This window comes from uncultured Shimia sp. (genome assembly GCF_947498095.1).
In the GTDB taxonomy this organism is placed as follows: domain Bacteria; phylum Pseudomonadota; class Alphaproteobacteria; order Rhodobacterales; family Rhodobacteraceae; genus Shimia.
Map to the genome: position 1 here is coordinate 372,771 of NZ_CANMJE010000002.1, position 16,454 is coordinate 389,224.

At 55.2% G+C, this 16,454-nt stretch carries 14 protein-coding genes and 2 tRNA genes; 10 read left to right on the plus strand and 6 right to left on the minus strand.

Annotated features, from left to right (window positions below; translation table 11 throughout):
- Window positions 1-418 precede the first annotated feature (418 nt).
- Together Q0932_RS05050 and Q0932_RS05055 are read left to right on the plus strand one after the other, a co-directional pair.
- Window positions 419-1,192: a hypothetical protein gene (locus tag Q0932_RS05050; protein ID WP_299350236.1), complete on the plus strand. Its 774-nt coding sequence runs from the start codon at window positions 419-421 to the stop codon at window positions 1,190-1,192.
- Window positions 1,193-1,437: 245 nt separating this feature from the next.
- Window positions 1,438-2,235, plus strand: a complete 798-nt coding sequence (locus Q0932_RS05055) for a hypothetical protein (protein WP_299350237.1) — start codon at window positions 1,438-1,440, stop codon at window positions 2,233-2,235.
- Between the two features lie 240 nt (window positions 2,236-2,475).
- Here the strand turns inward: Q0932_RS05055 and galE are convergent, their stop codons facing one another.
- The 3 genes from galE to Q0932_RS05070 form a co-directional block, all read right to left on the minus strand.
- Entirely contained in the window at window positions 2,476-3,459 is a 984-nt protein-coding gene (galE, locus tag Q0932_RS05060; RefSeq protein WP_299350238.1) for a UDP-glucose 4-epimerase GalE, read from the minus strand.
- A gap of 18 nt (window positions 3,460-3,477) precedes the next feature.
- Window positions 3,478-4,371: a UTP--glucose-1-phosphate uridylyltransferase GalU gene (gene galU, locus Q0932_RS05065; RefSeq protein ID WP_299350240.1), complete on the minus strand. Its 894-nt coding sequence runs from the start codon at window positions 4,369-4,371 to the stop codon at window positions 3,478-3,480.
- A 226-nt stretch (window positions 4,372-4,597) separates the two neighbouring features.
- Window positions 4,598-4,780 carry a hypothetical protein gene (locus tag Q0932_RS05070; RefSeq protein WP_299350242.1) on the minus strand — a complete coding sequence of 61 codons (183 nt, stop codon included), beginning with the start codon at window positions 4,778-4,780 and terminating at the stop codon, window positions 4,598-4,600.
- Between the two features lie 200 nt (window positions 4,781-4,980).
- Here Q0932_RS05070 and Q0932_RS05075 point away from each other — a divergent pair.
- From Q0932_RS05075 to Q0932_RS05085, 3 genes are all read left to right on the plus strand, one after another.
- Window positions 4,981-5,057 (plus strand) — tRNA-Asp (locus Q0932_RS05075).
- Window positions 5,058-5,131: 74 nt separating this feature from the next.
- Window positions 5,132-5,208, plus strand: a tRNA-Asp gene (locus Q0932_RS05080).
- 103 nt (window positions 5,209-5,311) lie between these two features.
- On the plus strand, window positions 5,312-6,406 hold the full coding sequence (locus tag Q0932_RS05085) for a Hint domain-containing protein (RefSeq protein WP_299350244.1): 1,095 nt from the start codon (window positions 5,312-5,314) through the stop codon (window positions 6,404-6,406).
- 5 nt (window positions 6,407-6,411) lie between these two features.
- Here the strand turns inward: Q0932_RS05085 and Q0932_RS05090 are convergent, their stop codons facing one another.
- On the minus strand, window positions 6,412-7,785 hold the full coding sequence (locus Q0932_RS05090; protein WP_299350246.1) for a M20/M25/M40 family metallo-hydrolase: 1,374 nt from the start codon (window positions 7,783-7,785) through the stop codon (window positions 6,412-6,414).
- A gap of 244 nt (window positions 7,786-8,029) precedes the next feature.
- Between Q0932_RS05090 and hemA the strand changes: the two genes are divergently transcribed.
- The 3 genes from hemA to ispG all read left to right on the plus strand — a co-directional run bounded on the left by hemA (window position 8,030) and on the right by ispG (window position 11,733).
- Window positions 8,030-9,253 carry a 5-aminolevulinate synthase gene (gene hemA, locus Q0932_RS05095; protein WP_299350248.1) on the plus strand — a complete coding sequence of 408 codons (1,224 nt, stop codon included), beginning with the start codon at window positions 8,030-8,032 and terminating at the stop codon, window positions 9,251-9,253.
- A gap of 109 nt (window positions 9,254-9,362) precedes the next feature.
- Complete coding sequence (locus Q0932_RS05100; RefSeq protein WP_299350250.1) at window positions 9,363-10,532, plus strand: helix-turn-helix domain-containing protein; 1,170 nt, start codon at window positions 9,363-9,365, stop codon at window positions 10,530-10,532.
- Window positions 10,533-10,599: 67 nt separating this feature from the next.
- Window positions 10,600-11,733, plus strand: a complete 1,134-nt coding sequence (gene ispG, locus Q0932_RS05105; RefSeq protein ID WP_299350252.1) for a flavodoxin-dependent (E)-4-hydroxy-3-methylbut-2-enyl-diphosphate synthase — start codon at window positions 10,600-10,602, stop codon at window positions 11,731-11,733.
- 98 nt (window positions 11,734-11,831) lie between these two features.
- On the opposite strand, the gene Q0932_RS05110 is transcribed toward ispG, so the two are convergent.
- Entirely contained in the window at window positions 11,832-12,575 is a 744-nt protein-coding gene (locus tag Q0932_RS05110; RefSeq protein WP_299350254.1) for a DsbA family protein, read from the minus strand.
- A 22-nt stretch (window positions 12,576-12,597) separates the two neighbouring features.
- On the minus strand, window positions 12,598-13,983 hold the full coding sequence (locus tag Q0932_RS05115) for a M48 family metalloprotease (protein ID WP_299350256.1): 1,386 nt from the start codon (window positions 13,981-13,983) through the stop codon (window positions 12,598-12,600).
- On the opposite strand from Q0932_RS05115, the gene Q0932_RS05120 reads away from it, so the two are divergent.
- Both Q0932_RS05120 and Q0932_RS05125 read left to right on the plus strand, forming a co-directional pair.
- The gene (locus tag Q0932_RS05120) at window positions 13,982-15,133 is read left to right on the plus strand and encodes an aminotransferase class I/II-fold pyridoxal phosphate-dependent enzyme (RefSeq protein WP_299350258.1); all 1,152 of its coding nucleotides are present in this window, start codon (window positions 13,982-13,984) and stop codon (window positions 15,131-15,133) included. The two genes, Q0932_RS05115 and Q0932_RS05120, sit on opposite strands and share 2 nt — an antisense overlap.
- 79 nt (window positions 15,134-15,212) lie before the next feature.
- Entirely contained in the window at window positions 15,213-16,433 is a 1,221-nt protein-coding gene (locus Q0932_RS05125; RefSeq protein ID WP_299350260.1) for an N-acetylmuramoyl-L-alanine amidase, read from the plus strand.
- The last annotated feature ends 21 nt before the right edge of the window (window positions 16,434-16,454 follow it).

The following is a 16,454-nucleotide window of genomic DNA, read 5'->3' on the forward strand; positions in this document are numbered from 1 at the left end:
ACCTCATTGGAGTGATAGGGGAAACGATACTCGAAGACCCGCACCACGACACTGTCCGCATAACGGCCTTGGCCCATCTTGCTGCGAATGGTTGAGATCGAAAAATATAACGACTAGCGATCAGGCGAAGTTGGATGCCAAGGTTGGTGCAATTGAAGGGATTGCTGGGAGCCTACCCCCGGACTGGCTGAAGAAGTACAAGACTACCGACTTGAATGAATTGAAGGTCAGGGGGGATCACAAGCAGCTCCGCCCTTTATGTGTAGTGCTGCCCGAGCGGCGCATAGTTTTGTTGGTCGGCGCTGTTGAGAAGGGTGGGAAGATTAATAGGGGAGACCTAAAAAGTGGAAAGAATGCGGCAGATGAGTTGGAAAATGGCCTCGGAACGACAATGGGTTACTGGGAAGATACGTAGGCTTTGGAGCCGGCTTTCCTCAAAGGCTTAAAGCTGGCGAAGAAAGCTGATAAACGCTTCAATGAGGATCTCAGAAAGCCCCGTTTCAACAAACCTATAGATGCCCGTCAACTTTTGCCACAAATGCTGGAAAAATCAAAACTCGGCGAGACAGAGTTTGTCGAATGCGGGCTAGAAGCTGACGCCATCTACGAACGGATCGCGAATTCAATTCCGCGAGATTCTTTCTTCCGAAAAGAGCATTTCGACGCGCTAAGGGATTTGTGTTTACCCATTCTAGCTGAAATGTGCCGAGACCGAAGGCTCAAAGCTGCTTTGGAAGTACCTCTCACTAAAGAACAGTTGGCGCAGCTAAGAAAGCTGGTTTCTCAAGGCGAAGAACAACAAGCCACTTTGCAGGAAATATTGGAACGAGTGGGAAGCCTAGAGAATGCTGTGGCGGACTCACACACGCTATCACTAGACGAACATAAAGCTTTAACGAAACTCTTTGGCTCTAGAAATATTGAAACCAAGGAAGAGATTGTTAGCTTTCTGACCGTCAAAGCTCGTCAGTTTTCCAGCCTCAAATCTGAACTTGACGACTTGAAGGGGGCCAGCGAGAGAATTGGCAATATCCACTCAGCTGCATTGGCGAAATTGAGACAGTTGGACTTGGAAGCAGCCGAGGCGCTAATTTCCAATGCAAAGGATGTTAAAAGGGAGAATGTTCTAGCGCCAGCAATTCTACAAAACGCTCAATTGTTGTTGACCGAAGCTAGAATTGCATTGTTTTAGGGGGACGTTGAAAGTGCCTACAGAACACTTTCTGTCGCGGCAGATAGCTTCTTAGCAATGGGTTCGGATCAGCCAGTAATGATGCGAAGCGTTTATGAGCAAATGCTTACGGAGTACGGCAATCATTTTGGCAGGGAGGGTTGTGACTACTCTCTAAAGCTGATGAAAGATGCACTTCAAAAATTGATCGAGGCTCACAGCGCGAAGCATATCATGCGGTCCAGATGGACTTGGGAGATATTTATATGCATTTGACAGACACCGCTGTTGGAGACGATGCAAAGAAATACGCCTCATTGTCTGAGAAGCATCTTGAAGAAGTGTTGAAAGAATCTGGAGAATTGTCAGACGAGAACGCACCACTAAGCGACGTATTCAATGGGGCGATGGCCAAGAATAATTTGGCAAACGTTGTGAAGTTGCGCACACGTTTCTACAAAAATAGGAATAGGCGAATGGCGCTGTTGAGAAAATCAATTAATCTACGGACGTCGGCGCTGGAAGTCTTCACAGCCAAAGATTTTCCAAAAGAACCCGCAATGGTTAACCAAAACCTTGTGTCCGACTATGGTAGGTTGGTAGAGAAAACTCTGGAGCAACCTGAAACATCACGACCAAACCTTAGCCTTGCGTTCCAACACGGCATGGCAGCGCACGACTATTACATTGAAAACAATATGTATTGGGAACTGTTTAACGTTTGTTTGGACCTAGCTAATTTTTCCATGGATACATTTAGAACTGGAGGGCGCGTTACTGAAGACATGTTAAAAGTAGCTAATGGCTTTCTTGAAGCTGCTGAAGCGTTGGTGGATGTAGACAAAAACCCGATTTATTGGGCCAAAATTCAGGTCAATCGTTCAGCAATTCTCTTTGTCGAGGCCACAACACTCAATGGGGATGCGCGGGAGAATACTTGTAGAGAGGCACTTTCTTGCGTTGATCAAGCTTTAGCAAAGCTTGAAAATGACATATACGGTCACGCATACCAAAATGCTTTATTGGCAAAAGACAATTTATTGAAAATGCTGGAAAGCGATTAGCTTTCAGCACGTCAATCCACAATCACGCCATCGCATTATCTGAGTGGTGACTGCTTCGAAACTAGTGCATAACGCTAGTACACATCAACGGCGGCGCATTCTTGAAAATTGTTTAAAATCAATGAGATGAATCTGGTGAAGAAGATTTCGAGGCTCTCTCGACCCACCGTTCTTACCCACAGTTCAAAATGAAGATGCCACCTTGGCTGCGCGGCATTTCTGTTGCAGAGGCGAAAGCCGTTACTTCTCGTAATGCCCTGTCTGGTGCCAGCGCCAGGCGTCAGCAACCATGGTCTGCATGTCTGAGCGGGACGGGGACCAGCCCAGCAGCTGTTGTGCTTTGGTCGATCCCGAGACAAGTTTTGTGCAATCCCCGGCACGTCGCGGACCCTCAGTGTAGGGCACGATGCGATTTGTGACGGCGCGGGATTGGTCGATCACTTCTCGCACAGTAAATCCCTTGCCAGTGCCCAGATTGAACACTTCGGACGGGTTGCCGTCCAACAGCCATTTCAGACCCAGTACATGCGCATCAATCAGGTCGCTAACATGTACGTAGTCGCGAATGCAGGTGCCGTCAGGTGTATCGTAATCAGTGCCAAAGATCATGAGCGCATCACGACGACCATCAATTGCGTCGAGCATCAGCGGAATCAAATGGGTTTCTGGGCGATGAAATTCGCCGACCTCAGCTTCGGGATCACCACCGGCCACGTTGAAATAGCGAAAGATGACATGCCTCAGACCAGAGGAGGCGTCAAAATCCTTAAGCATATCCTCGATCGCGCGTTTCGAGGCGCCATAGGCGTTAATTGGATGCTGTTCTATGGTTTCGTCCAAGAGCACGTTGTCATGCTCACCATATGTGGCGCAAGTTGACGAAAATACAAAGCTTTCACAGTCAGCCGCCGCTGCCGCTTCGATCAGGTTCAATGATCCACCAGCGTTGTTTCGCCAGTACAGGCCGGGCTCAGCCATACTTTCACCCACTTGGCTTAGAGCGGCGAAATGCATGACGGCGATTGGGGCGTACCGGGCGAATACGTCGTCCAACCGGGCACGGTCTAACAGGTCGCCCTGTTCAAAAGGTCCAAACTTCACCGCGTCCTGCCAACCGGTACTCAGATTGTCATAGGTGACAGGTGTGAAACCGGCCGCTTTCAGGGCCTTGCAGGCATGTGAGCCGATGTAACCGGCGCCGCCGGTGACGAGCACATTTGACACGCGGGGCTGCTCCTTGGATTATTCTGCGGCTTTTCGGGAAACTGCGATTTCGTCGAGATAACTCAACAAATCATCGCGCAGGTCATCGCGCGCCAGACCAAAGGCTACTGTCGCCTGCAAAAAGCCGGATTTTGACCCACAGTCATAACGCTGGCCGCGGAACCGGTAGCCATACACACCTTTTTCGGTACCAATCTGTTTGGCGATCGCATCGGTGAGTTGAATTTCTCCTCCAGCGCCTGCATCCTGCCTGTTCAAATTGCGCAGCACGTCAGGGGTCAGGATATAGCGCCCGATCACGGCGAGGTTTGAGGGGGCGTCTTCGGCTTTGGGCTTTTCGACCATGCCTTTGACCGACACCAAAGATCCCATGTCATCTGCAACGTCGAGCACACCATAGGATGACGTCTTTTCTTGCGGCACTTCCATCGCCGCAACCATGCAACCGCCGGTTTCCTCGTAGACATCAAGCATCTGCTTGAGGCAGCCCTGTTCGCCATCGATGACGTCGTCCGGCAAGATGACGGCGAAGGGTTCGTTTGCAATGAGTCGTCGGGCGCAATGCACGGCGTGACCAAGGCCCAGTGCGCGGTGCTGGCGAATGTAAGCAATAGCGCCACTGTCCATGTTGGTGGATTTCAGAATACGCAACAGGTCATCTTTGCCCTTCTTGCGAAGCTCCTGTTCCAGTTGAGGCGCGTGGTCAAAGTAGTCTTCCAAAGCGCTTTTGCCGCGGGACGTTACAAAGATGAATTCTTTGATGCCCGCCTCACGGGCTTCGTCAATCGCATATTGGATCAACGGGCGATCTACCAAAGTCATGATTTCCTTGGGAATTGCCTTAGTCGCTGGAAGGAAACGCGTTCCCATACCAGCAACCGGAAAAATGGCTTTGGTTAGTTTCTTGCGCATCGTCAAACTCGTAATAATTTTTCGCTCGATGTGGCTGTACCACTTGCGAAAATCTTACTTTACAACGCCTTGAATGGCAATGAAATAACCCTGCAAGAGTCTGCCTTGTTCTGCCGGCAAGGCCCTGTCAGAGCAATAGGGCTGCGGTCGCGAGTACGGGCTTGGGGGTGTTTGGCGGGGGCCACGCTATGATCGAGGACATGGCCCCGCCGAAGGGTGTTCTGGGTCAGCTGTCGGGTGCGCAGACCGTGCCGCCGGTTTCTGAACTCATAAGGCTGTAGCCTTCCATGCAGTATGCATTGCCGGCTTTGTCAAAGGTGGGCTGCATGTTGACCGGTTCCGGGTCAGGTGTAGAACAGGCGGCCAAAAGCAGCGCAGTAGCAGATGTTAGTACAAGTGGTCTCAGCATGGCGGAATATCCTTATTCATTCTAGGTGACTCGCATAGCATCATGGATTTAACAAAACCCCAAATCGCATGGGCAAAAACACGCTCTTGGCTTGCTGGTAAAATATTTCAAACCGCCTCGATTAATCCGCTTGACGTGCCATGCGGCGCGGCATAAACCACGGCTCACGCTGAAGGGCACCGCCCTGATGCGGGCAGTGAGCGGTTGTAGCTCAGTTGGTTAGAGTGCCGGCCTGTCACGCCGGAGGTCGCGGGTTCGAGCCCCGTCAACCGCGCCACCGCTGCCAGCCCCGATCCGGGGTGCCTGTCGGCAAACGGATCATTGCCGAAAGGCACGTCGAAAGACCTATGCGCGGTTGTAGCTCAGTTGGTTAGAGTGCCGGCCTGTCACGCCGGAGGTCGCGGGTTCGAGCCCCGTCAACCGCGCCACTTTCATTTTGAAATCAACACAAAATGCCTGGTAGCTGCCACAATCGTGGCCGTTTGTCCCTTTAAGGATTTGTTTGACACAAAGCTTTAAAACGGACGCCTTATGGCAGACCCTTACATCTCTGAAGTAAAGTATCTCGGCGGTCCAAGCCTCGATTTCATTGAGATCGTGGTCGATGAGGGTACAGATGTCAGCGATATTCTGGTCACGGTCTACAATCCTGGTGGGTCGGTGCGGACGGTCAACACGCTTGAGACCTATGCCACGACCGTCAATGGCTTTGATGTTTACATCATCAACAACGTTGATTCCTCGACATTTAGTGGCCTGAACAAAAGCGGAGCCGTATCGCTCAGCGAGAATGGCACGGTCTACCAGTTCATCTCGTTTGATGACGGGGCACCGGTGACGGCTAACGGTGGGGCTGCAGATGGCGAAACGTCGACCCAGATTGGTCAGGCCGGCGCCGGGGAATCCCTCGAAGGGACGCCAGGCGGAGGCTACACCACACAGACCGACCCCAACGAAGGGGATATTCCCTGCTTCCTCGCTGGAACGCGCATCGCCACGCCCAAGGGGGAGGTCGCCGTTGAAGACTTGCAACGCGGTGACCTTGTGCTTGACGCCTTTGGCAATCTTGTTGCCGTGCGCCAGGTTTTGTCGCGCAGGGTCGCAGGGCATCAGGCGCGCAAGGATCTGAAGCTGCGCCCCATCTGCATCAAGGCAGGCGCCCTTGGTGAGGGGATGCCAGAGCGGGACCTATTTGTTTCGCGCCAGCACCGCATCATGGTGTCGTCACCAATTGCCTCGCGTATGCTGGACAGCGCGCAGGTTCTTGTCGCTGCGCACCAGTTTGTCGGTGCGCCGGGCGTCGACTTTGTCGGGCCCGCAGAGCAATTCGTGTACCACCACCTGCTGCTGGAACGGCATGCCGTCGTTTTGGCCGAAGGTGCACCCTGTGAGAGTTTTCTGGTGGCGTCGCAATCGATGATCTCGATAACGCAGGAGTCTCGGGAAAAGGTTATTGCGGACTTCCCTATGGCCAAATGCCCGACGTACGCCGCGCCGTCAGCACTGCCGATCCCACATCGCAAAAAACAGGCGCGGCTGATTGCGCGCCACATTAAGAACGCCAAAGCCTTTTTGTCAGAGGACAGTGTTGCGGCCCCGTCAAACACATTTGGCAGGGCCGGATAGGTTGGTCAGCGCGTCAATTCATGCAAAATGCGCGCCCAAGACCGTGTGCCTTTGTGAAAGCTTTCCAAGTCGTATTTCTCATTTGGCGAGTGGATTTGATCGTCGTCCTTGCCAAAACCGATCAGCATCGAATCCACACCCAGGATATCCTTGAAATACCCCGCAATCGGGATCGAGCCACCACAGCCGACGTATGCCGCAGGACGTGGCCATTCGTCTGACAAAGCTTTGCGGGCTTTCTCAAAGGCCGGATCATCAATTGTCATTTGTGATGCGGGTGATCCCTTTTCAGTACGATACTCAACCGTGAAACCCGCGGGCAGGTTGCTTTCTAGGTAATTGCGGAAACTCTCGCGAATCTTATCCGGGTCCTGCTGGCCCACCAGACGGAACGACAGTTTGGCCGAGGCCTGACTGGGCAGAACAGTTTTGAACCCGTCTCCGGTATAGCCGCCCCAAATGCCGTTCACATCGCAGGTGGGACGCGACCAGATCTGTTCAAGTGGCGTGCGGTCCTGTTCGCCGGCAGGCTCTTTCAGTCCTACATCACCCAGATAGGTCTCGTGGTCAAAGTTCAGGCCCTGCCATTGTGCGCGAATCTCGTCGGCGAGTTCCGGCACGTCTTCGTAAAAGCCCGGCACCGTGACAGCACCTGTTTCGTCATGAAGGCCGGCAAGGATTTTTGACAAAACCCGGATTGGGTTCATTGCCAACCCGCCATACATGCCCGAATGGAGATCGCGGTCGGGACCAGTGATGGTAAAGTCTTCCCCGAGCAAACCGCGCAACTGCGTGGTGATCGCAGGAACCGCACTTTCGAACAATCCAGTGTCGCAGATCAGCGCAATATCCGTTGTCAGCTCTTTGGCGTTTTCCTGCATGAAGGGCACAAGTGAAGGCGAGCCTGATTCTTCTTCGCCTTCGAGGAAAAACGTAATTTTGCAGGGCAGGGAGCCATGAACGGCCTTCCATGCGCGGCAAGCTTCGATAAAGGTCATCAACTGCCCCTTATCGTCTGATGAACCGCGTCCGCGGATCACCTTGCCTGCCGGGGTTTCTTCGATGGCGGGATCAAACGGATCGCGGTCCCACAAGTCCAAAGGGTCAACCGGCTGCACATCATAGTGACCGTAGAACAGAAGGTGGGGACCGGGGCCATCGACATGACCTACAACCATGGGGTGGCCCTGGGTGGGGCGCTTTTCCGTAGTAACACCAAGAGTTTGCAGGTCGGAGACCAGCCAATCTGCCGCGTTGTCGCAGTGATCTTTAAAGGCGGGATCCGTTGAGATCGAAGGGATTCTCAGCAAATCCAACAAGCGATCCGTGGCCTCGCCAATGTCTGAATCAATACGCTCAAGTACAGTTTCTAGTGTCATGTTCTGTGCGCCTCTGCAGTCTTTAAACTCGAAAATCCGGGCGAGCCTAGCAGGGTTTGCAGGACTGTCCAGCAGTGCCGAAAGCCCGGGTGGTTGCCTTGACTTGTGTCAAGGTTCCGCCTCGCGGCAAAATGTAACCTGTTGTGCAAATGGTGTGCGCGATATATCCATTCAGACACTTGAATGATTATGAGCCGGAAACGCGCATCCTCCGGGCTCGTGATTAAATGCGGAGGGGACACCCGTGGACTATAATGCTCAGATTGAAGCCGCCATCCAGCGACTGCATGACGAAGGTCGTTATCGGACCTTTATCAACATCGAGCGGGAAAAAGGGAACTTCCCTCATGCTGTCTGGAATAAACCGGATGGAACAACTCAGCCGGTGACAGTTTGGTGCGGCAATGACTATCTCGGAATGGGCCAGCACCCTGTTGTGACGGATGCGATGCACGAAGCGGTTGACGCCACCGGCGCAGGGTCGGGCGGCACACGCAATATTTCGGGAACCACCGCGTATCACAAACGTCTGGAAGCCGAGATTGCCGACTTGCATGGCAAGGAATCATCGCTGTTGTTCACTTCGGCTTATATCGCCAATGACGCGACGCTCTCGACGCTGCCGAAACTGTTTCCCGGCCTGATTATCTATTCAGATGAGCTGAACCATGCCTCGATGATCGAAGGTGTACGCCGCAATGGCGGTGCCAAGCGCATCTTCCGCCACAACGACGTCGAACATCTGCGCGAGTTGCTTGCGGCAGACGATCCTGCAGCGCCCAAGCTGATCGCCTTTGAATCTATCTATTCGATGGATGGCGACTTTGGCCCGATCGAAGCGATCTGTGATCTTGCGGACGAATTTGGCGCTCTGACTTACATCGACGAAGTGCACGCCGTTGGCATGTACGGTCCACGCGGTGGCGGTGTCACTGAACGGGATCGTCTTGCCCATCGGATTGATATCATCAACGGCACGTTGGCCAAGGCCTATGGCGTGATGGGTGGGTATATCGCTGCAAGCTACAAGATGTGTGATGCAATCCGCTCTTATGCTCCGGGCTTTATCTTCACCACCTCGCTGCCGCCCGCGGTGGCTGCCGGTGCCGCTGCTTCGGTCAAGCATCTGAAAACAGATCAGGACCGTCGCGATCAGCAACAGACACAAGCCAAGATTCTCAAGACCCGCCTTAAGGGATTGGGCTTGCCGATTATTGATCACGGCTCACACATCGTTCCGGTGATGGTGGGGGACCCCGTTCACACCAAAGCGTTGTCGGACATGTTGCTTGAAAGGTTTGGCATCTACGTGCAGCCGATCAACTTCCCAACCGTTCCACGTGGCACTGAACGCCTGCGCTTTACGCCTTCGCCTGTTCATGGCCCGGACGAGATGGATCGCCTGGTAAGTGCTCTGGATGAGTTGTGGTCTCACTGTGCGCTGAATCGTGCCGAGTTGGCGGGCTAAGCCCCGCCAAAGGTGCAATAATTGTTGCACTGTGTTACATTAGCCTCAACAAAGGGCCCGATCCGAATCGGGGACGAAAACGGATCGGCATTGCAGTGAGGCGAATGGCATGATCAGGCGCAAGGGACATCGCGATACCGAAAAGGTAGACGAGCGACCGAAAGGGTTCGACGACTACGCATTGTGTCTGGGTGACATGATGCGAGGCGAGCGTGCCACGTTGGGCAAGTCACTTCTCGACGTTCAGCGCGAGTTGCGCATCCGCGCCTCATATATCTCTGCGATCGAAAACAGCGATCCTTCGGCGTTTGAAACGCCTGGGTTTATCGCGGGTTATGTCCGGTCCTATGCGCGTTATCTTGGCATGGACCCCGAGTCTGCCTTTGACCAGTTTTGCGACGAAAGCGGTTTTGCTACCGCGCATGGTATGTCCGCCGAAGCCTCGACCATCCGCAAGGGCGGCAAAGCTGCGGTGAGTGGTGAAAGCAATCCATTTGAAAATCCGGTGCTGGCCTTTACGCCTGAACAGGAATCAATCCTGTCCCGCATCGAGCCTCGCGCCATCGGATCCTCTCTGGTTTTGGTCGCGCTGATAGCTGCCATTGGCTATGGCGGCTGGTCGGTTCTGAATGAAATCCAGCGCGTGAAACTCACACCTGTAGAACAAACCCCAGTGGTGGCCGCAGACCTCGATCCTTTGGCCGAAGCTACGCAAGGTCGCGACGACGTTGTGGCAGGCGGCTTTACAGCGCCCGAGGCGCTGGATCGTCTCTATCGCCCCGAGGCACTGGATGCCCCGGTGATGGTGGCACGCGACGCACCGATCTCTACGCTAGACCCTTCCGCCACTGGTCTTTTTGCGCAGGATGTTCCGTTCTCAACCGCGGAAGCCGAAGAACAGCTTGACCGCGCTGTGCCGCAGGTTCTGGCCAGCGACGCACCTGAACTGACATTGATGGCTGTACGCCCTGCCTGGGTTCGTGTCCGAGCTGCTGACGGGTCAATTCTGTTGGAAAAAATCCTCAACGCCGGCGAAGAGTTCACATTGCCCCAAACCGAAGAAGCTCCGGTTCTGACAGCTGGGATGAGTGGCTCGGTCTATTTCAAGCTCAACGGCGCGCTGTATGGTCCGGCGGGCGATGGCGCAGACCGTATTGGCGATCTGGCGCTTGATCTCGACCAACTGCAAGAGACTTATGATCTGGCTGATTTGGGCGGTGACCCTGAACTGGCGCGGATCGTGGCCGAAGCAGACGCGGCAATCGTAACGGACGAGTAATCCCCATTGCCCCCCTTGGGGAACCGGCCTACATAAGCCCTGATCCTAGTCGGTGAGGGGCTTTTTCATGTCGATCAACCACATTCGCCCGTGGCGCAACATTGAGCGGCGTAAATCTCGCCAGATCCATGTCGGCAACGTGCCGGTTGGTGGCGACGCTCCGATCGCCGTGCAGACAATGACCAACACGGACTCTTCGGATGTCAAAGCCACGCTGGGACAGATTCTGGACGCTGCCGAGGCGGGCGCTGACATCGTGCGGGTTTCAACCCCGGATGCAGCGTCGACACAAGCACTGAAAGAAATTGTGTGCGAAAGCCCGGTGCCAATCGTCGCCGACATTCATTTCCACTATAAACGTGCCATCGAGGCCGCCGAGGCGGGGGCGGCATGCCTGCGTATCAACCCTGGCAACATCGGCGATGAGAAACGCGTCAAAGAGGTGATCCAGGCCGCCAAGGACCACGGGTGTTCCATTCGCATTGGCGTCAACGCCGGGTCGCTGGAAAAGCACCTTCTTGAAAAATATGGCGAGCCTTGTCCTGATGCGATGGTCGAGTCCGGGCTCGAACACATCCGCATACTCGAAGACAACGATTTCCGGGAATACAAGATCAGTGTGAAGGCGTCCGATGTCTTCATGACCGCCGCCGCTTATCAACAGTTGGCCGATGTGACGGATGCCCCGATCCATTTGGGTGTGACCGAAGCGGGTGGTTTTGTTAGTGGGACAATCAAGTCTGCGATTGGTTTGGGTCAGCTTTTGTGGATGGGCATCGGTGACACGATGCGTGTCTCGTTGAGCGCTGATCCGGTTGAAGAGGTCAAGGTCGGGTTCGAAATTCTGAAATCCCTGGGTTTGCGCCACCGTGGGGTCAATATCATTTCCTGCCCCAGCTGTGCGCGGCAAGGGTTTGACGTCATCAAGACCGTTGAAGCCTTGGAAACCCGTTTGGCGCATATCCACACGCCCATGTCACTTTCGATCATTGGATGTGTGGTGAATGGTCCCGGCGAGGCACTGATGACGGATGTCGGCTTCACCGGCGGTGGGGCAGGGTCCGGAATGGTCTATTTGGCGGGCAAGCAAAGCCACAAGTTGTCAAATGACCAAATGGTCGACCACATCGTAGAACAGGTTGAACGCCGCGCTGCCGAGATCGAAGCGGGTCAAATCGAAAGCCAGCCCGAAGACCTCTGATCCTCCACACTTCGTATTGCCGGAAGTACTCCGGGGTGAATGCACGCCTTTCGGGGCGTCCAGAGGGGCAGCGCCCCTCTGATCCAAAAATGCTGGACTTACCCGCGCTTTTCTTCGACCAGCGCAGTCATGGTGTTCAAAGGCAAATAGCCGCGCAGCAACTGGTCTTGCATGACAAAGGTCGGCGTGCCTGAAATGCTTAGTTTTTGAGCCAGGGCGCGGGTGGCACGAATTTCATCCGTCACCTCAGCACTGTCCATATGCGCCAACACGGCTGTCGCATCCAATCCCAAAGCGTCAGCCAAACGTGACAGGGCTGTTGGGCTGGGCTCACCGGTCATTGAGATAAGGGCATCATGCGCCATCGCATAAGCCTCTGACCCCGCAACTTGTTTTACAGCCACGGCAAAGCGTGATGACAGAACGGAGGCTTCTCCAAGGATTGGAAGTTCCTTGTAGATCAGGCGGATATTGCCATCATTTTCAACCAGCTGCTTGACCTCTTCGTGAGCCTTCCGGCAATAGCCGCAGCGGTAGTCGACAAATTCTACCAGCGTGATGTCGCCATCTGGGTTGCCGCCAACGTAGCTGTACCCATCGTCGAAAATCTCTCCGGAATAGGCTTTGACCAGCGCCAAATCATGCGCGGCTTCTGCCTGAGCCTCGCGCTGTTGGAGCAGGTCTACGGCTTCCATGATGACTTCTGGATTGTCCAGCAAGTATGAGCGAACCTCGGCACGGAAAACTTCGCGCTCTTCGTCGGTCATCTTGTCCAAATCAAGCGCCAATCCGGGCAGCGCGGTCAGGGCGAACGCGCCCGCAAGTGAGAGGGATCGGATCATCTGGATCTCCGTATGTTAAAGGTCATCGTCTTTTACCTGTTCTTTCGGCAGCAATCATTATGTCTTCTGCACGGCGCCACGCACTAGAGCCACGCGGCAAAAGGCCCGAAGCACGACGCGCATGAATTTCGGCATCTTTTAGCCGGCCCTGCAAAGCATATCGCTCGGCGGTCGACAAGGATGCCATGCCGTTTTGGCCGTTTTTGGCATAGGCTTGCCCCAAATCACGCAGCAACCGCGCATCCCTAAAATCTCGGGCACGGGCACGCTCAAGGGCATCTAACGCCTCCTTGTCTCTTCCGGCTGCCATCAAGGCGCGGCCATATCCCGCAAGGTTCAGCGCGTTTCGCGGAGCGAGTTCCACCGACCGCTCGTAGGCATCAACTGCGGCGCTAAACTGCCGTGTTTCCAGCAGTATTTGCCCTTTGAGTTCATAATAGAACGCATCGTTTGGTCGCAACTCCAGCGCTTGGTTTATCCGCGAGACGGCCCGAGACGCGTCGGAGAGACGCAGATAGGCCACAGCTTCGCGCATGGCTCGAATGTCCTCGGTCGGACTTTCTTTAGAACGCTGCAAAGTCCATTTAGGCGACCGCGTAAAAGCCGAGGCTTTGCCGCGCGCCCGTGCAAACCAGTATTGCGCCTCGGCCTGAGGTTTGACCTCGCCGGTGTAGCCATCGACAAAGTTCTGCATTGCGCGAACCCGGTCCCGTGTCAGCGGGTGCGAACGAATGTACGGGTCCTGACGCGAAACATTCAGCAATTCCTGTCCCCGAAACAATTGGTGTACGGCCACGGCGCCGCGGGGGTCCACGCCGCCTCGCGCCATATAGCGAACGCCCGACTGGTCCGCAGCGGCTTCTTCTGCGCGTGTGTGTGCCAGAAAGTTGCGTTGAGCCGCCGATTGGGTGCCAAGAGCAAGCCCCGCGGCGGCATCAGCACTGCCGGTGGCCGCTGCGACGGCAAGAGCCAGGGCCATGCCCAACCCGGCGGCATTACGTGCGCTGTCGAGGTTCAAATGTCGGCGAGTTATGTGGCCATTGGTAATATGCGCGGCCTCATGAGCAATCACAGCCTGCAACATCTCAGGTTTATCGAGCCGGTTCAAAAGGCCGAGGTGAATATAGATATGCTGGCTGTCGATGACAAAAGCGTTGAGGCTACGGTCATTGACCAAAATAATTCGAACACCTGGCCCCAAACCCGAGGCCAATAGGATCGGTTCGGCAACTTTGGTCAGAGCGAACTCAATGTCTGGATCCCGTATGAGCCCGGCAGCCCGGGCTGGCAATGTCACCAGAACCAAGACTGCGCTCAGCAACAAAGCCGCCGAAAGCCGAAAGGTATGGATTGACGGCAACGCCGTTTCACGGTGAAAGATCATGGGGCCAATAGGAACGAAAAACATGCGGAACTCAAGACGCTCAGAGGTCGATCCCTTTATTGTGATGGATGTCATGGAAGCTGCCCGTCTGGCCGAGGCCGACGGGCGTCACATTATCCATATGGAAGTGGGTCAACCCGGTACTGCCGCACCGCGCGGCGCCCAAAACGCGTTGACTGAGACAATGCAGGGCGACGCTCTCGGGTATACGGTAGCTTTGGGATTGCCTGCCTTGCGCACCCGTATCGCGCAGCTTTATGGGGAGTGGTACAACGTCGACCTTGATCCCAATCGTGTGATCGTCACGCCAGGGTCATCCGGGGCTTTTCTGCTCGCTTTCACGGCGCTGTTTGAGGCCGGTGACCGAGTGGCGATCGGCGCGCCGGGGTATCCGTCATACCGGCAAATCCTCAAAGCCTTGTCGCTGCAACCCGTTGATTTACAGACCTCCGACGCGAACCGCTTGCAGCCAGTGCCGTCTGATTTTGCAAACATGGATGTGCAAGGTCTGATGGTTGCGTCACCAGCCAACCCCACCGGCACCATGCTGGACCGTTCAGCCATGCAGGCGCTTTATGACGCCACAGCCGCAAAGGGGGCTGCCTTTATCAGCGACGAGATTTATCACGGCATCGAATACGAAGCCAAGGCAGTGACCGCGCTTGAGGTCACAGATGACGCGTACATCATCAACTCATTCTCCAAGTATTTTTCTATGACTGGTTGGCGCGTAGGTTGGATGGTCGTACCGCAGGATCACGTGCGTCTGATCGAGCGTTTGGCGCAAAACATGTTTATCTGCCCTCCACATGCCAGTCAGGTGACCGCATTGGCCGCGATGGATTGCCACGAAGAGCTTGAGGCCAACATGGCAGTCTATCGCAAGAACCGGGCTTTGATGATCGAAGGATTGCCAAAAGCCGGGTTTGATCGCTTTGCACCACCGGATGGGGCTTTTTACGTCTACGTCGACGTCAGCCGCTACACGGAAGACAGCCGCGCCTTTGCCAGCGAAATTCTGGAAGAGGCCGGGGTTGCCGTCACGCCGGGGCTGGATTTTGATCCGGTGCGCGGGGCAACGACCCTGCGGTTTTCTTATGCACGGGCGACCGAAGACATTGCCGAAGGGCTTGCGCGACTAAAACGGTTCATGACCGCGCGCGGGGCTATCTAGCCGCGGCGTCTTGGGTCAGGGCTGGTTCCGCGCCGTTGGCTGGGCTAGACTGCGCGAAAGTCCCGAACGGACAAGGGTAATGAGCAGAGTTTTAGCAGTTTTCGCGATGTTGTGGATCGCAACCGTGGCCGCCGCCCAGGATCTGAGTGGCCTTGCCCGCGTGGATGCTGAGAAAAGCAGCCTGACAAATACGTGGAGGGATCGCGTCGACCTGACGCTTAGCCTGTCGCAGGGGGTGCCGTGGCGCGTGTTCCAACTGGATGACCCGCGCAGGTTGGTTTTGGATTTTCGCGAGATTGACTGGCAGGGGTTTGATGCGGACGCGCTCGGACAGGTTGAGAGCATTGGACAGGTGCGTCATGGCCAGTTTCGTCCCGGCTGGAGCCGTATGGTGCTTGATTTGGACAGCCCACTTGTTGTCGAAACCGCAGGGATGACCTTGGACGAGAGCTCGGGGCAGGCGCTTTTGCAGCTGTCCTTGATGCCCTCGACTGAAGAAGACTACGCCAGCAAGTCCGGTGCCCCACGCGACCCACGATGGGATTTGCCAGAGCCTGCTGACGTAGGTGAGGCGCGCGAAGAGCGCCCCGACTGGGCCCCGATTGTGGTTGTTCTCGACCCAGGCCACGGCGGAATTGATCCCGGCGCAGAACGTGATGGCGCTCAGGAAAAAGACCTGATGTTATCCTTTGCCCGTGAAGTACGCGATTCCTTGCGACGGACCGGCAGTTTTGAAGTGATCCTGACCCGCGACGAAGACGTTTTTGTCTCGCTTGAGCGTCGTGTTTCGATTGCTCATGAGGCAGGTGCGGATGTGTTCATTTCGCTACACGCAGACGCCTTGCAAAAGGGCCATGCCAGCGGCGCAACGGTTTATACGCTGTCCAAAGAGGCGTCAGATGCAGCTTCGGAGATACTGGCCGAGCGACATGACCGCTCGGACATTCTTGCCGGTGTTGATCTCAGTGGCGCCGATGATCGCGTTGCCGATGTCTTGTTGGACCTTGCCCGTCAAGAAACACAGCCTCGGACAGACATTCTGGCGCGCGCCTTGGTGAACACGATCCGCGAAGCCAGCGGCTCATTGAACAAAAAGCCGCTGCGCCGGGCAGGGTTTTCCGTACTTAAGGCCGCCGACATTCCATCGGTTTTGATCGAAGTTGGCTTTTTGTCGTCAGATGTAGATATGGAGCGCCTGCAAGACCCGATTTGGCGCGCGATTATGGCTGGCGCGATCCGGGATGGCCTGCTGACGTGGCGCGCCGAAGACAAAATCCTGCGGGGTCTGTCACGCCAGTGACGTTGGGGAAATGGCAAGCCT

Coding starts and splice junctions, on each gene's coding strand:
- Q0932_RS05055 (WP_299350237.1), top strand. CDS start 1,438: ATGCATTTGACAGACACCGCTGTTGGAGACGATGCAAAGAAATACGCC.
- Q0932_RS05085 (WP_299350244.1), top strand. CDS start 5,312: ATGGCAGACCCTTACATCTCTGAAGTAAAGTATCTCGGCGGTCCAAGC.
- Q0932_RS05125 (WP_299350260.1), top strand. CDS start 15,213: ATGAGCAGAGTTTTAGCAGTTTTCGCGATGTTGTGGATCGCAACCGTG.
- Q0932_RS05090 (WP_299350246.1), bottom strand. CDS start 7,785: ATGACACTAGAAACTGTACTTGAGCGTATTGATTCAGACATTGGCGAG.
- Q0932_RS05120 (WP_299350258.1), top strand. CDS start 13,982: ATGCGGAACTCAAGACGCTCAGAGGTCGATCCCTTTATTGTGATGGAT.
- Q0932_RS05110 (WP_299350254.1), bottom strand. CDS start 12,575: ATGATCCGATCCCTCTCACTTGCGGGCGCGTTCGCCCTGACCGCGCTG.
- Q0932_RS05115 (WP_299350256.1), bottom strand. CDS start 13,983: ATGTTTTTCGTTCCTATTGGCCCCATGATCTTTCACCGTGAAACGGCG.
- Q0932_RS05100 (WP_299350250.1), top strand. CDS start 9,363: ATGATCAGGCGCAAGGGACATCGCGATACCGAAAAGGTAGACGAGCGA.
- galU (WP_299350240.1), bottom strand. CDS start 4,371: ATGCGCAAGAAACTAACCAAAGCCATTTTTCCGGTTGCTGGTATGGGA.
- ispG (WP_299350252.1), top strand. CDS start 10,600: ATGTCGATCAACCACATTCGCCCGTGGCGCAACATTGAGCGGCGTAAA.
- Q0932_RS05070 (WP_299350242.1), bottom strand. CDS start 4,780: ATGCTGAGACCACTTGTACTAACATCTGCTACTGCGCTGCTTTTGGCC.